This is a genomic window from Pseudomonas sp. LjRoot71 (assembly GCF_964253255.1).
In the GTDB taxonomy this organism is placed as follows: Bacteria; Pseudomonadota; Gammaproteobacteria; order Pseudomonadales; family Pseudomonadaceae; genus Aquipseudomonas.
On sequence record NZ_CAXURA020000001.1, the window covers coordinates 3,292,821 to 3,306,669 of the forward strand.

The following is a 13,849-nucleotide window of genomic DNA, read 5'->3' on the forward strand; positions in this document are numbered from 1 at the left end:
ACTGTGGCCGTTGCCGCTGGTTGCGGTGGCTGGGTGGGTATCAGGTGCCGGGTACATCGGGAACATGATCACCTCTGGGGGCAGGAATCGGTTGTCCATATAGATTGCCGCTAGTTCGCGCCAGAGGTGTTGGTGGTCGGCTCTGGTTGGTAGTAACCCTGCTGCAGGTCGTCAAAATAGCGCTGGTAGCGCCCCGTCTCGCGATAGAGCTGCAGACGTTTATTAAAGCGTTCGAGTAGGGCCGGGCTGCCTTCCAGGCTTTTCGGCAACATCAGGTAGCTGCGGTTGACCAGCAGCGGCTTGGGGTGATGGGTAATACGCGCCTGATCGGCCGGGCTGAAGTAGCTGCGCAGCGCGGCATAACCGACGTTCATCTCTTGCGGATAAAGCACCACCCGTTCCTTGAGTAGTTTCTCGAAGTTCTGCTGGTCACTGGAGACGCGCTCGATCTTCACCTTGCCCTCGGCGAGAAAGGCATCGAACTGCGGGCCATAGCTGTATTCCAGGCCGCCGCCGAGGGTCATGCCGGTGAGGTCGTCAAATTGCTGCCAGTCGAAGGGCAGGCTTTTCAGGTGGAAGAACACGAACTGTTCATCCAGCAGCGGCGCGCTGAACAGGAAATCCGCCTCGCGTTCGGCTTTGTGCATCCACACGGCCGTGGCATCGAAGCGCCCAGCCGCCGCCGCTGAATAGGCGCGTGGCCAGGGCAGAAACTGGAAGCTGACGCGATACCCCTCATCGGCCAGCAGGTCACTGATCAGGTGGGCCACCACGCCGTTGTGTTTCAGGTTGCTTGCCAGGTAGGGCGGCCAGTCGCCGACGCTGATCTTCAGTTCCGGCTGTTCGCTGGCCTGCGCGGGTAGCCCCAGCAGCAGGCACACTGCGACGAACAGGTTTTTCCACTTCATTGCGACCCCTCTGTGGTTGATGCGCTGGCTATGGCGGTGTGTTCAACAGGCAGTAATACCACTGTGGCGGGTGCCCAGGCATCCCCTGGCTGAGCCATGGGCCGCAGCGGCAAATCGCGGCAACTGCCATGAATCGTTCATCAAGGCGTCACCTTCAGCGTGAAGACTGCTGCGGATTTGTTCAATTCCCTGATCTTTGCATAAGGATAGTTGCTGTGCTGCGAATCCCTACGTTGTGTGCGCTTTTTGTCCTGGCTCCCTTGGCCTCGGCTCTTGAGTTGAAACCCCTGGCGCTTTACCAGAGTGGCTTTGCGGCCGGCACCGAGATCGTCAACGTGCAGGCCTCGAGTATGCGCGTGATTGTCTCCAACAGCGCCGAAGGGCTGGTGGATATCCTGCAACTGGACCCGGCCAAGGGGCTTGAGCGTATTGCCCGGCACACCCTGGTGGCAAAAGACGCGGGGGAGATTACCTCGGCAATCTTCCACCCCAGCAAAGACCTGTTTGCCGTGTGCATCCGTGACCGCGACGGGCTGAGCAACGGCCGCGTTGAGTTCCGTGCGGCGGCCGATGGCACCTTGCTCAACTCCGTGGAAATCGGCATCTGGCCTGACAGCCTGGCGTTTTCGCCCAAGGGTGACTTTGTTGTGGTGGCCAACGAGGGCGAAGGCTATGTGCGTGACGGCGAAGGGTTTCGCAGCGGTGAGGGCTCCATCAGCCTGATCGACCTGCGCGCGGGTGTGGCTGAGGCCAAACACAGCCTGATCAGCCTGCCTGACCTTGCCGGTGTCGAGGGGGCGACCCAGGCCGAGCACCAGCGGCTGGTGGAACGCGTCATTGATGGCGAAGAACTGAAGATTCCCTTCGGCACCAGCCCTGAGCATATCGAGCCGGAATACGTGGCTTTCAGCCCGGACGGTGCGCGGGCTTATGTCAGCCTGCAGGAAAACAACGCAATTGCCGTGGTCGATGTGCTGCAAGGCAAACTGGACAAGGTGTTTGGCCTGGGCACCGTGCGCCATGCGGCAGATATCGTCGATGACGACAAATATGACCCGAGCGCCGAAGTATTCGCCTTGCGCGAGCCGGATGCCCTGGCGGTGAGTGCCGATGGCCGTTACCTGATCAGCGCCGATGAAGGCGACACCGACCCGAAAATCGCCAAGACCAAGGCCGGCCTGCCCAGCGGCGGCGGCCGCACGGTCAGCGTGTTTGATGCCATGAGCGGCAAGCTGCTCGGCGATACCGGCAGCCAGCTGGATGATAGGGCCGCTCAGGCCGGCGTTTACCCGGATGCGCGCAGCCCGAACAAGGGCAGTGAGCCGGAAGGGGTGATCAGCTTCGATGCCTTCGGCAAGCGCCTGGCGGTGGCGACCCTGGAGCGCGCCGATGCTCTGGCCCTGATTGACCTCGACCAGCCTGCCAAACCCGAGGTGTTGCAGGTGATCGGCGCTGGTGAAGGCGCGGGTTCGGGCAACCTCGCCCCAGAAGGCCTGGCCTATGTTGAACGCGATGGTCGACATTTCCTGGTCACCGGCCTGGAGAAGAGCGGCAACGTCGCGCTGCTCGAACTGCTCAAGTAAGTCGACTGGTCGGCCAGGTGCACATGCCGTGCGCCTGGCTGGCGCTTTTTTCTCTGTCGCCCGGTTCCCCGACAGCTTCCACCCCTTTAGAGTGCTGCAGCGCAATCGCGCGGTAACAGGGGATGGCAGCGCATGACCGTTTGGGTCGTTTCAATTCTGTTCGTATTGACCTACCTGGGCATGGCCGCAGGGGGCATCCGTGGCTTGCGCGTTGATCGCAGCTGGATTGCCGGCTGCGCGGCGATATTGCTGCTGTTCAGCGGTGCGCAGACGCCTGGCGAAGCGGCCGGTCATCTGGATGCCGGGGCGCTGTTGCTGCTGCTGGCGCTGATGCTGATCAGTGCGCAGTTCGACTTCTCTGGCGTGTACGCCTGGCTTAACCAGCAACTCAGTCACTCTGCCGAGCAGCCGGCGCTGCTGCTGCTGGGCGTGGTGTTGCTGGGCGGGGTGCTGTCGGCATTGCTGGTCAATGACATCGTCGCCTTTGCCCTGACGCCGCTGTTGTGCCACAGCCTGCTGGCCCGTGGCCTCGCCCCCCGGCCGTTTCTTCTGGCCCTGGCGCTGTCGTGTAATGCCGGCTCCAGTGCCAGCCTGATCGGTAACCCGCAGAACATCTTGATCGGTCAGGCCGGTGGCCTGGACTTCTGGTCTTACACCTTTATCGCCGGGCCACCTGCGCTGGCCGCACTGGCCATCACCTACGCGGTGATCTGGCTGCAATGGCGCAAGCGCTGGGGCACGGCCAAACCGGCGGTGCAGGCAGAAACCCCAGTGCAGCATATCTACGGCGTGCGCAGTTACCTCAAGCCGTTGCTGGCCAGCCTGGTGCTGCTCGGGCTGTTTTCCACCAGCCTGCCGCGGGAGATTTCCGCCCTGTTGATCGCGGTGTTGGTGATGGTGTCGCGGCGTGTGGACAGCCGCGACTATGTGCAGAAGGTCGACTGGAACCTGCTGCTGCTGTTTGCTGGGCTGTTTGTGGTCACTGGTGCGGCGATGGGCCTGCCGCAGGTGTCGGCTGCGGCCAGCCAGTTGGCAGATCTGGGTTTGCTGCCGCATGGGGTGATTACCCTGGCGAGCCTGTCGCTGCTGGCGGGTAACCTGATTGGCAATGTGCCCTATGTGATGTTGCTGCTGGGCGTTTTGCCGGAGGCCAGCGAGTCTTTGCTGGTTGGCCTGGCGATCATGTCGACGCTGGCCGGCAACCTGCTGCTGATCGGCAGTGTGGTCAATCTGATCGTGGCGGAAAGTGCACGGCGCCAGGGCGTGCCGCTGGGGTTTGTCGACTTTGCTCGTAGCGGCGTGCCGGTGACCTTGCTCAGCATGGGCGTGGCTGGGTTGTGGCTGGCGTTGGGCGGCTGGCTGCCCTGGTAGGCCGTTATTTCCAGCGGTTCTGCCGCCAGGCCTGCTGCTGCTCCATCGTCTGGAACGTCCAAGCGACAAAGCGGCTCTGCTTCTGGCCCTGGGCCATTTCCACGGTTTGTACCTGCAGCGCGCCGGCTTTTTTCAGCGCGCTGTAGACGCCCGGCAGGTTGCCGGCCTTGGAAATCAGGCTGCTGAACCACAGCACCTGCTGGCCTACCGCGACACTTTCCCTGATCAACTGGCTGACAAACGCCGCTTCGCCGCCCTTGCACCACAACTCTGCGGCCTGGCCGCCGAAGTTCAGCACCGGCAGTTTGCGCTTGGGGTCAAGCTTGCCGAGGTTGCGCCACTTACGTTTGCTGCCGCTGCTGGCTTCTTCCGCGCTGGCGTGGAAGGGCGGGTTGCACAGGGTCAGGTCGAAGCGCTCATCGTTCTGTAGCAATCCGTGGAAGATATGCGTGCTGTCGCGTTGCTGGCGCAGTTCAATCGCCTCGCTCAAGCCCGGATTGGCTTGCACGATGGTTTTGGCCGAAGCAATGGCGCTGGCGGCGATGTCCGCACCGAGAAACTGCCAGGCGTATTCGCGGTGGCCCAGCAGTGGGTAGATGCAGTTGGCCCCCACGCCAATATCCAGCGCACGCACCTTGGCCCCGCGCGGGATTTCGCCGCCATTACCACTAGCCAGCAGGTCGGCCAGGTAGTGCAGGTAATCGGCGCGCCCGGGGATCGGTGGGCACAGGTAGTCCGCCGGAATATCCCAATGCGCAATGCCGTAGAACTGCTTGAGCAGGGCGCGGTTGAACACCTTGACCGCCGCCGGGTTGGCGAAGTCGATGCTCTCCTTGCCATAGGGATTGATGATCACAAAGGCGGCCAGCTCCGGGCTGGCCTTGATCAGCGCGGGAAAGTCATAACGGCCCTGATGGCGATTGCGCGGGTGCAACTGGCCCTTGGCTGCGTCGGGCTTGCTGGCCTGCGGCTGGCTGGGCTTGGCGACGGGTTTACGGCTGGGGCGTTTGAGTGGCAGGGACATGGTGTGCGGATCGCGGACTGGGGGCGCGGGATTTTCCCACACTTGCTCCTTGTCCGCGATAAAACCCCGGCGGCCGGTTAGGGGTAACCGAGCACGCCCTTGATCTGCGCCAGATTGGCGGCAATCCACTGTGCATTGATCGGCCCCCAGTCGCGGATCAGATAGCGTCCGGCATTGTTGCGCTCGCCCGTTTCTTGCGCGAAGGCGCAGTCGATATCCAGCTCAGCCAGGGCGGTGAGGGTGTCCTGGGCGGTGCGCCGGGGCATGCCGGTGGCGCTCATCAGCGCCGGCACCGTGGTGGCACTGCCACTGTCGATCAGCCAGGCAACATACAGGCGGCGATAGAAACTGCTGCGGGTTTTACTGATTTCCATAGGGCAGGCTCCGGTGCTTGGCGGTGCGGCGTAGGGGCTGGTTGCCGGTCAGCTCAGGGTGGCAATCGCGATATAGGTCGCGGCCCCGGAGATATAACCAAGGAAGGCCAACAGGCTGATCTTCTTCAGGTACCAGATAAAGTTGATCTTCTCCATGCCCATGGCAGCCACTCCGGCGGCCGAGCCAATGATCAGGCAGCTGCCGCCGGTGCCGGCGCAGTAAGCGAGCAGTTCCCAGAAGGTGCCGTCGACGACGAAGTTGCTCAGCCAGCCGGCCTCGCTGCCGGCAGCGGCCAGGGTATCGGCGCTGACCAGCGGATACATCTTCATCGCCCCTGCCACCAGCGGCACGTTATCCACCACCGAAGACAGCAGGCCGATGGCGATATTGATCGTGTAGACGTTGCCCAGGCTGTCCTTCAGGGCACTGGCGACCTGGGTCAGGTGACCGGCAGTGGCCAGGCTGGAAACGGCCAGTAGGATGCCGAGGAAGAACAGCACGCTGGTGGTGTCGATCTTGCGCAGTACGCCGACGACCGAGAGCGGGTGCTTGTCTTCATCGTTCTTGCCGCGGTGGAGGATTTCGGTAATCACCCAGAGCACGCCCAGGCCGAACAGGATGCCCATATACGGCGGCAGGTGGGTCAGGGTCTTGAACACCGGGACGAATAGCAGGGTGGCGATGCCAAGTGTGAACACCAGCTTGCGTTCGAATGGGGTGGTTGGGTTGCGGCGTTCTTCTTCCGTTTCATGCACCTCGGGGCGCGCGTATTCGCCTTTCATGCTCAGGCTGAGAACGCACAGTGGCACCAGCAGGCAGACCAGACTGGGCACAAACAGCTCGGTGATGATGCCGCTGGCCGTGATCTGGTTGCCGATCCACAGCATGGTGGTGGTCACGTCGCCAATTGGTGACCAGGCACCACCGGCGTTGGCGGCGATCACCACGATGCCGACGTAGAACCAGCGCTCCTTCTGATCGGCCACCAGTTTGCGCAGCAGCGAGACCATGACGATGGTGGTGGTCAGATTGTCCAGCACCGACGAGAGGAAGAAGGTGATAAAGCCGATCAGCCAGAGCAGGGTGATGCGCTTGTTGCTGCGGATACGGTCGGTGATGACCTTGAAGCCCTCGTGGGCGTCGATCAGCTCGACGATGGTCATCGCGCCCAGCAGAAAGAACAGAATCTCGGAGATCTCGCCGAGGTGATGGCGCAGCTCTTCGGTGACGTGCTGGCTATTGGCGGCGGTGCCTGCATCGAGCAGCGGCAGAATGCTGTCTGCGCCCAGTACCAGCAGTGTCCAGCAGATCACCGCAGTGAGCAGCGCCGAAGCAGCCTTGTCGATTTTCAGCGGGTGTTCGAGGGCGATGCACAGGTAACCGAAGACGAAGATCAATGCCATCAACGCATACATGGTGGGGGTTCCATAGGCCGGGCTTTGTTATTGAATAGGCGGTGCCGCGGGCTTTTCGGCCTCGGTGAAGATGCCTGAATTGCGCAGCAATTGGGAGGGGAATTCATGCGCTCATAGCTTAGTCATGACCGGGTGGCGCTGGCATTACGCCTGCGCCAGTTTGCCGGACGCAGCATCGGTCGGCACCACGGCCTGCGGCGGGAAGATAAACGCCAGGCAGATGGCCAGCAGCGGCATCAGCAGGTTGAAGAAGCAGTACGGCAGGTAACTCAGGGTCGCCACGCCGAGGGTCGCGGCCATATAGGCGCCGCAGGTGTTCCACGGCACCAGTACCGAGGTCAGGGTGCCGCCGTCTTCCAGGGCGCGCGACAGGTTGACCGGAGCCAGCCCACGTTTTTCATACTCGGCGCGGTACATGCGGCCCGGTAGCACCAGGGCGATGTATTGGTCGGCGGTGATGATATTGGTGCCGATGGTGGTGGCAATGGTGCTGGCGATCAGGCGGCTGGTGCTTTTTGCCAGGTGCAGGGTACTTTGCAGCAGACGTTGCAGCAGGCCGAGTTTTTCCAGCACACCGCCAAAGCACATGGCGCAGATGATCAGCCACACGGTGGTGAGCATGCTGGCCATACCGCCCTTGGACAGCAGACCGTCCAGCGCCGGGTTGCCGCTGCTCGATGTGTAACCGGCGAACAGCGCGGTCCACACGGTTTTCAGTGGGGCCAGGCTGCCGGCGGCCGGATCGGCCAGGCGCGCCATGACCTCGGGCTGGAACACCACGGCGAATACCCCGCCCAGCAGCGCGGCGACAAATACCGCAGGGAAGGCCGCCCACTGGCGTACCGCGAGCAGCAGTAGAAACGCCACCGGCAGCAGCAGGTGCCAGCCCAGGCTGAACTGGCTTTCCAGCGCCCGCAGCACCTCGGCGATGCGTGCGGTGTCATGGCTGGCACTGGCCTGCTGGCCAAGGATAAAGAACAGCACCAGGGCGATACCCAGTGCTGGCACTGTGGTGCGCAGCATCAGGCGGATATGCGCAAACAGCTCGGCCCCGGCCGCCGCAGGTGCCAGGTTGGTTGTGTCCGACAGCGGCGAGAGCTTGTCGCCAAAGTAGGCCCCGGAAATGATCGCCCCGGCAGTAATCGCCGGGTCCAGGCCCAGGCCGGCGGCCACGCCCATCAGGCCGATGCCCAGGGTGCCGGCCACGGTCCAGGAGCTGCCGATGGACAGCGCAGTGAGGGCGCAGATCAGGCAGCTGGTGACGTAGAAGTATTCTGCCGAGATCAGCTTGAGGCCCAGCCAGATCATGGTCGGTACGGTGCCGGCGAGAATCCAGGTGCCAATCAGCGCGCCAACCGCTAGCAGGATCAGGTTGGCCTTCATCGCCATATGGATGCCGGCGAGGATGCCTTCTTCGATCTGCGTCCATTGCAGGCCGTTTTTCAGGCCGATCAGCCCGGCGACAAAGGCCGCACTCATCAGCGCGATCTGGTTCGGCCCACTGGAGGAACTGTCGCCATACAGGTAAACCGAAAGGCCCAGTAGCAGCACCAGCACGCCAATTGGCAGCAGGGCATCGAGCAGGGAAGGGGAGCGTGCATCAGTCATGGGTGTACCGGTCGATCAATGGCATTGGGGGGGGGCTGGATAAAGCGTACCCCCAGAAAAAACGAAACCCGCGCCGGTAAGGGCGCGGGCTGCGGGTGTTGCGGGGCGATCAGAGTGCGGCGATCTTGCCGCGCTGCTCGACCATCTTGCTCAGGGCTTGCTCGGCCTCGGCCAGCTTGGCGCGCTCCTTGTCGAGCACCTCGGCCGGCGCCTTGGCGACGAAGCCTTCGTTAGCGAGTTTGCCGCCGACGCGCTGCACTTCACCGGTCAGACGCTGGATTTCCTTGTCCAGGCGCGCCAGTTCGGCGTCCTTGTCAATCAGCCCGGCCATCGGCACCAGCACCTGCATCTCGCCGACCAGGGCGGTGGCAGACATCGGTGCTTCTTCGCCGGCAGCCAGCACGCGGACCGATTCCAGCTTGGCCAGCTTGTTCAGCAGCGGCTCGAAGTCGGCCAGGCGGCGCAGGTCGTCGGCACCCGCGTTCTGCACGATGATGTCGATGCGCTTGGCCATGGAGATCTTCATCTCGCCACGGATCTGGCGTACGCCGAGCATCAGCTGCTTGACCCACTCGATGTCGCCTTCGGCGGCGGCGTCGATGCGGCTCTCGTTCGCCACCGGCCAGGCCTGCAGCATGATGGTCTCGCCGCTGATGCCGGCCTGGCCCTTGATGCGCTGCCAGATTTCTTCGGTGATGAAGGGCATGAATGGGTGGGCCAGACGCAGGATCACTTCCAGTACGCGTACCAGGGTGCGGCGGGTGCCGCGCTGGCGCTCTACTGGCGCGTTTTCGTCCCACAGCACCGGCTTGACCAGCTCCAGGTACCAGGCGCAGTACTCATCCCAGATGAACTCGTACAGGGCCTGCGCGGCCATGTCGAAGCGGAAGGCGTCGAGGTGGCGGGTCACGTCCTGCTCGCAGCGCTGCAGGGCGGAGATGATCCAGCGGTCCACCGGCGACAGGTCGACCGGCTCACCATTGACGCCGGTGTCCTGGTTGTCGGTGTTTTCGATGACGAAGTTGGCGGCGTTCCACAGCTTGTTGCAGAAGTTGCGGTAACCCTCGACGCGGCCCATGTCGAACTTGATATCGCGACCGGTGGAGGCCAGCGCCAGGTTGGTGAAGCGCAGGGCGTCGGTGCCGTAGGCGGCGATGCCTTCGGGGAACTCGGCGCGGGTCTGCTTGGCAATCTTCTCGGCCAGCTTGGGCTGCATCATGCCGCTGGTGCGTTTCTCCAGCAGGGCGTCCAGTTCGATGCCATCGACGATATCCAGCGGGTCGAGCACGTTGCCCTTGGACTTGGACATCTTCTGACCCTGGCCGTCGCGCACCAGGCCGTGCACGTACACGGTCTTGAACGGGATCTGCCCGGTCAGGTGGGTGGACAGCATGATCATCCGGGCGACCCAGAAGAAGATGATGTCGAAGCCGGTGACCAGCACGTCGGTGGGGTGGAAGGTCTTGAGGAAGTCGGTCTGCTGCGGCCAGCCGAGGGTGGAGAAAGTCCACAGGCCGGAGCTGAACCAGGTGTCCAGCACGTCTTCGTCCTGGCGCAGGTTGGCGTCGCCGAGGTTGTGCGTGGCGCGTACTTCCGCCTCGTCACGGCCGACGTAGACGTTGCCGGCGTCGTCGTACCAGGCCGGGATGCGGTGGCCCCACCAGAGCTGACGGCTGATGCACCAGTCCTGGATGTCGCGCATCCAGCTGAAGTACATGTTCTCGTACTGCTTGGGCACGAACTGGATTTCGCCGCTCTCGACCACGGCGATGGCTTTCTCGGCCAGCGGCTTGGTGGAGACGTACCACTGGTCGGTCAGCCACGGCTCGATCACGGTGCCGGAGCGGTCGCCCTTTGGCACTTTCAGGGCGTGGTCGTCGATGCTCTGCAGTAGGCCGGCGGCTTCGAAAGCGGCAACGATCTGCTTACGGGCGACGAAGCGGTCGAGGCCGGCGTACTCGGCCGGCAGGCTGCCGTCGATCTCGGCATTGACGCTACCGTCGATATTGAACACTTGGGCCTGAGCCAGCACGGCGGCGTTCTTGTCGAAGATGTTGATCAGCGGCAGGTTGTGGCGCTTGCCGACTTCATAGTCGTTGAAGTCGTGGGCCGGGGTGATCTTCACGCAGCCGGTGCCGAACTCGGGGTCGCAGTAGTCGTCGGCGATGATCGGGATACGGCGGCCCACCAGCGGCAGCTCGATGTAGCTGCCGATCAGCGCCTTGTAGCGCTCGTCTTCCGGGTGCACGGCCACGGCGGAGTCGCCGAGCATGGTTTCCGGGCGGGTGGTGGCGACAATCAGGTAGTCCAGGCCCTCGGCGGTCTTCTTGCCGTCTGCCAGCGGGTAGCGCAGGTTCCACAGGTGGCCCTTCTCGTCGTGGTTTTCCACTTCGAGGTCGGAGATGGCGGTGTGGAACTTGGTGTCCCAGTTGACCAGACGCTTGCCGCGGTAGATCAGGCCGTCCTGATGCAGGCGCACAAAGGCTTCCTTCACTGCTTCCGAGAGACCTTCATCCATGGTGAAGCGCTCGCGCGACCAGTCCACCGAGGAGCCCAGGCGACGGATCTGCCGGGTGATGGTGCCGCCGGACTGTTCCTTCCACTCCCAGACCTTCTCCAGGAACTTCTCGCGGCCCAGGTCGTGACGACCGATGCCGTCGGCAGCCAGCTGGCGCTCGACCACCATCTGCGTGGCGATGCCCGCGTGGTCGGTGCCCGGCTGCCACAGGGTGTTGCGGCCCTGCATGCGACGGAAGCGGATCAGGCAGTCCATGATCGAGTTGTTGAAGCCATGGCCCATGTGCAGGCTGCCGGTGACGTTCGGCGGCGGGATCATGATGGTGTAGGGCTCGCCGGAACCTTGCGGGGCGAAGTAGTTGTTCGCTTCCCAGTTCTGGTACAGGGCGGTTTCGATGGCGTGGGGCTGGTAGGTCTTGTCCATGCGCGGCGGGACCCTTATGACGGCTAGACGGAAAAGCCGGCAAGTATAGCGGGGAAGGCCCTTGCGACGTAAGGGTCGGTGCGCGGTGGCTGACTTACGGCCGGCGTGGTGGCAGCAGGCGGCTTAGGCGGGCGTCCAGGCGGCGTTTCAGCTCGGCTTCGATCTGCGGCACGAAGTCGTCGATCACATCCTGCAGAATCAATTGGGCAGCGGCGCGCAGCTCGCTGTCCAGGCGATTCAGTTCACTGTCGCGGCTGACGCTCTGGTTAACGGTTTCACGCAGGGTCGGCGCGGCCGGTGGGGTTGCCGGTTTGGGCGTCGGCGCTGGGGTGGCCACCTGGGACGGCTGGGTGACGATATCCGAGAGCAGGGGGATGCTGTCCGGGTCGAGCGAGTCGATCAGCAGCGGTGGTTCGAGGTTTTCATCGCCCAGCAGTTGGCGGATCGACTCGAGGTCGTTCAGCAACTGGGCGGGTTTTTGCGGAGGCTTTGGGGTGTCCATGGTGTGCAACTAGAGTTCAACTCGTTTGGGATCATACCCGCGCTGCCGGTAGCTGCGGAAATTCTCTCGGCAGGCGGTCAGCAGATCGGGTTCCTGGTTGACGATTTCAATCACCCGGCTGAAGTGCTCGACTTGCGGTGAAAGCGTGCTGCCCAAGTTGATCAGCACGCCCTGCACGCATGCAGGTTCCTCGTCCAGACCAATGACCACTGGGGCTTGGGCGTCTTCTTCGTAGAGGCTGTGCGGCACAAAGCTTTCCGCTTTGAAGCGCCACAACCAGTCGTCCAACTCGGCGCATTGCGTTGCATCGCTGCCGCGCAAAAAAACCGGCATACCGGCGCGCCAGGCTTTCATCGCCAACTGGCAGGCCGCGCGCAGACGGTCGGCCGGGATGGCGGAGGAAAGGACGTAAAACTCGATGCGCACTGTCGGTCTCCAGATGTTGTAGGAGCGGGCCATGCCCGCGAAATTGTGCTCGCGGGCATGGCCCGCTCCTACACAGACAAAGGCTGGGCGGGATCAGTTGCCCGCGTTGCTACGATCCAACAGATATTGGGTCAGCATCGGTACTGGGCGACCCGTCGCACCTTTGTCCTTGCCGCCGCTGATCCAGGCCGTACCGGCGATATCTAGGTGCGCCCAGTGGAAGTTTTTGGCAAACCGCGAGAGGAAGCAGCCGGCGGTGATGGTGCCGGCTTTCGGTCCACCGATATTGGCGATGTCAGCAAATGGACTATCAAGCTGCTCCTGGTACTCGTCATACAGCGGCAGCTGCCAGGCGCGGTCGTCGGCGCTCAGGCCGGCGCCGAGAATCTGCTGCACCAGTTCGTCGTTATTGCCCATCAGACCGGAGACATTGCTGCCCAGGGCGACGATGCAGGCACCGGTGAGGGTGGCGATGTCGATCACCGCCTGCGGCTTGAAGCGCTCGGCATAGGTCAGGGTGTCGCACAGCACCAGACGGCCTTCGGCGTCGGTGTTGAGGATTTCCACGGTCTGCCCGCTCATGGTGGTGACGATGTCGCCGGGGCGCGTGGCACCGCCGCTTGGCATGTTCTCGGCGCAGGCCAGCAGGCACACCAGGTTGATCGGCAATTGCAGCTCCAGCACGGCCTTGAGGGTGCCGAATACGCTGGCGGCGCCACACATGTCGTACTTCATCTCATCCATGCCGGCTGCCGGCTTGATGCTGATGCCGCCGGTGTCGAAGGTGATGCCTTTGCCGACCAGGGCATAGGGTTTCTCGGACTTTTTGCCGCCCTGGTAATGCATGACGATCATCCGTGGCGGCTGCTCGCTGCCCTGGGCCACGGCGAGGAAAGCACCGGCACCGAGCTCCTTGAGTTTCTTTTCGTCAAGGATGTCGACTTTCAGGTTTTTGTAAGCCTTGCCCAGTGCCTTGGCCTCTTCGGCCAGGTAGCTGGGGTGGCAAAGATTTGGCGGCAGGTTGCCGAGGTCTTTGGTAAAGGCCATGCCGCTGGCAATCGCCTGGGCGTGCGTACTGGCACGCTCGGCATCGGCTAGGCTGGCTTTTTCCGTGAGCAGGGTAATTTTCTTCAGCGCGCTTGCTTCAGCCTTCTGGCTTTTGAAACGATCAAAGCAGTAGCTAGCGTCAGCCAGGCTTTCCACCAGCAGGCGGGTTTTGCCGTAGGTGTCACGGCCTTTGACCTGCAGCTCGTCGAGGGCCAGGACTGCATCGCTGCCCGCGAGGTTTTTCAGGCTGGCATAAACAGCAGTGATCAATTTGCGCAATTGGCGGTCAGACAGCTCGCCGTCCTTGCCCGTGCCGACCAGCAGCAGACGTTCGGCCTTGAGGCCGGTCAGGCTGTGTACCAGCAGGGTCTGGCCGAGTTTGCCGGCCAGGTCGCCGCGCTTGAGCAGTGCGCTGAGGGCGCCGGCGCTAGCTGCATCAACGGCCTTGGCTGTAGTGCCAAGGGTACGGCCTTCGCCGACAGGGACAACCAGGGTGGCGGTTTTCAGTGTTTCCGGGCGTGCGCTTTTAACAATAAATTCCATTACGTGGTGTCCCCAAGACAAGGCGGCGGTATTACAGGATAATATCCAGCTATTTTTCGATGGTTCGCCAGTTAGGCGGGCCGGCAAGCAGTGCGGCTAGTTTGAT

General features: G+C 62.9%; 11 protein-coding genes. 2 read left to right on the top strand and 9 right to left on the bottom strand.

What is annotated here, in order from left to right; all coding sequences use genetic code 11:
• Window positions 1–110: 110 nt before the first annotated feature.
• A complete protein-coding gene (locus ACSQ17_RS15415) occupies window positions 111–908 on the bottom strand; it encodes a substrate-binding periplasmic protein (protein WP_233683906.1) in 798 nt (265 codons plus the stop codon).
• Window positions 909–1,123: 215 nt separating this feature from the next.
• Here ACSQ17_RS15415 and ACSQ17_RS15420 point away from each other — a divergent pair, with 215 nt between their 5' ends.
• The gene (locus tag ACSQ17_RS15420; protein ID WP_436069528.1) at window positions 1,124–2,491 is read left to right on the top strand and encodes a choice-of-anchor I domain-containing protein; all 1,368 of its coding nucleotides are present in this window, start codon (window positions 1,124–1,126) and stop codon (window positions 2,489–2,491) included.
• A 132-nt stretch (window positions 2,492–2,623) separates the two neighbouring features.
• Complete coding sequence (locus ACSQ17_RS15425) at window positions 2,624–3,862, top strand: SLC13 family permease (RefSeq protein ID WP_436069529.1); 1,239 nt, start codon at window positions 2,624–2,626, stop codon at window positions 3,860–3,862.
• A 4-nt stretch (window positions 3,863–3,866) separates the two neighbouring features.
• Here the strand turns inward: ACSQ17_RS15425 and rlmF are convergent, their stop codons facing one another.
• From rlmF to ACSQ17_RS15465, 8 genes are all read right to left on the bottom strand, one after another.
• A complete protein-coding gene (rlmF, locus tag ACSQ17_RS15430; protein WP_436069530.1) occupies window positions 3,867–4,886 on the bottom strand; it encodes a 23S rRNA (adenine(1618)-N(6))-methyltransferase RlmF in 1,020 nt (339 codons plus the stop codon).
• 77 nt (window positions 4,887–4,963) lie between these two features.
• The gene (locus tag ACSQ17_RS15435) at window positions 4,964–5,260 is read right to left on the bottom strand and encodes a winged helix-turn-helix domain-containing protein (protein WP_436069531.1); all 297 of its coding nucleotides are present in this window, start codon (window positions 5,258–5,260) and stop codon (window positions 4,964–4,966) included.
• A gap of 48 nt (window positions 5,261–5,308) precedes the next feature.
• The gene (nhaD, locus tag ACSQ17_RS15440; protein WP_436069532.1) at window positions 5,309–6,676 is read right to left on the bottom strand and encodes a sodium:proton antiporter NhaD; all 1,368 of its coding nucleotides are present in this window, start codon (window positions 6,674–6,676) and stop codon (window positions 5,309–5,311) included.
• Window positions 6,677–6,820: 144 nt separating this feature from the next.
• Entirely contained in the window at window positions 6,821–8,284 is a 1,464-nt protein-coding gene (nhaC, locus tag ACSQ17_RS15445) for a Na+/H+ antiporter NhaC (protein ID WP_436069533.1), read from the bottom strand.
• 109 nt (window positions 8,285–8,393) lie between these two features.
• Window positions 8,394–11,225: a valine--tRNA ligase gene (locus ACSQ17_RS15450; protein ID WP_436069534.1), complete on the bottom strand. Its 2,832-nt coding sequence runs from the start codon at window positions 11,223–11,225 to the stop codon at window positions 8,394–8,396.
• A gap of 94 nt (window positions 11,226–11,319) precedes the next feature.
• Window positions 11,320–11,727: a DNA polymerase III subunit chi gene (locus ACSQ17_RS15455; protein ID WP_436069535.1), complete on the bottom strand. Its 408-nt coding sequence runs from the start codon at window positions 11,725–11,727 to the stop codon at window positions 11,320–11,322.
• Window positions 11,728–11,736: 9 nt separating this feature from the next.
• Window positions 11,737–12,186: a DNA polymerase III subunit chi gene (locus tag ACSQ17_RS15460; protein ID WP_436069536.1), complete on the bottom strand. Its 450-nt coding sequence runs from the start codon at window positions 12,184–12,186 to the stop codon at window positions 11,737–11,739.
• Window positions 12,187–12,246: 60 nt separating this feature from the next.
• The gene (locus ACSQ17_RS15465) at window positions 12,247–13,743 is read right to left on the bottom strand and encodes a leucyl aminopeptidase (protein ID WP_436069537.1); all 1,497 of its coding nucleotides are present in this window, start codon (window positions 13,741–13,743) and stop codon (window positions 12,247–12,249) included.
• Window positions 13,744–13,849 lie beyond the last annotated feature (106 nt).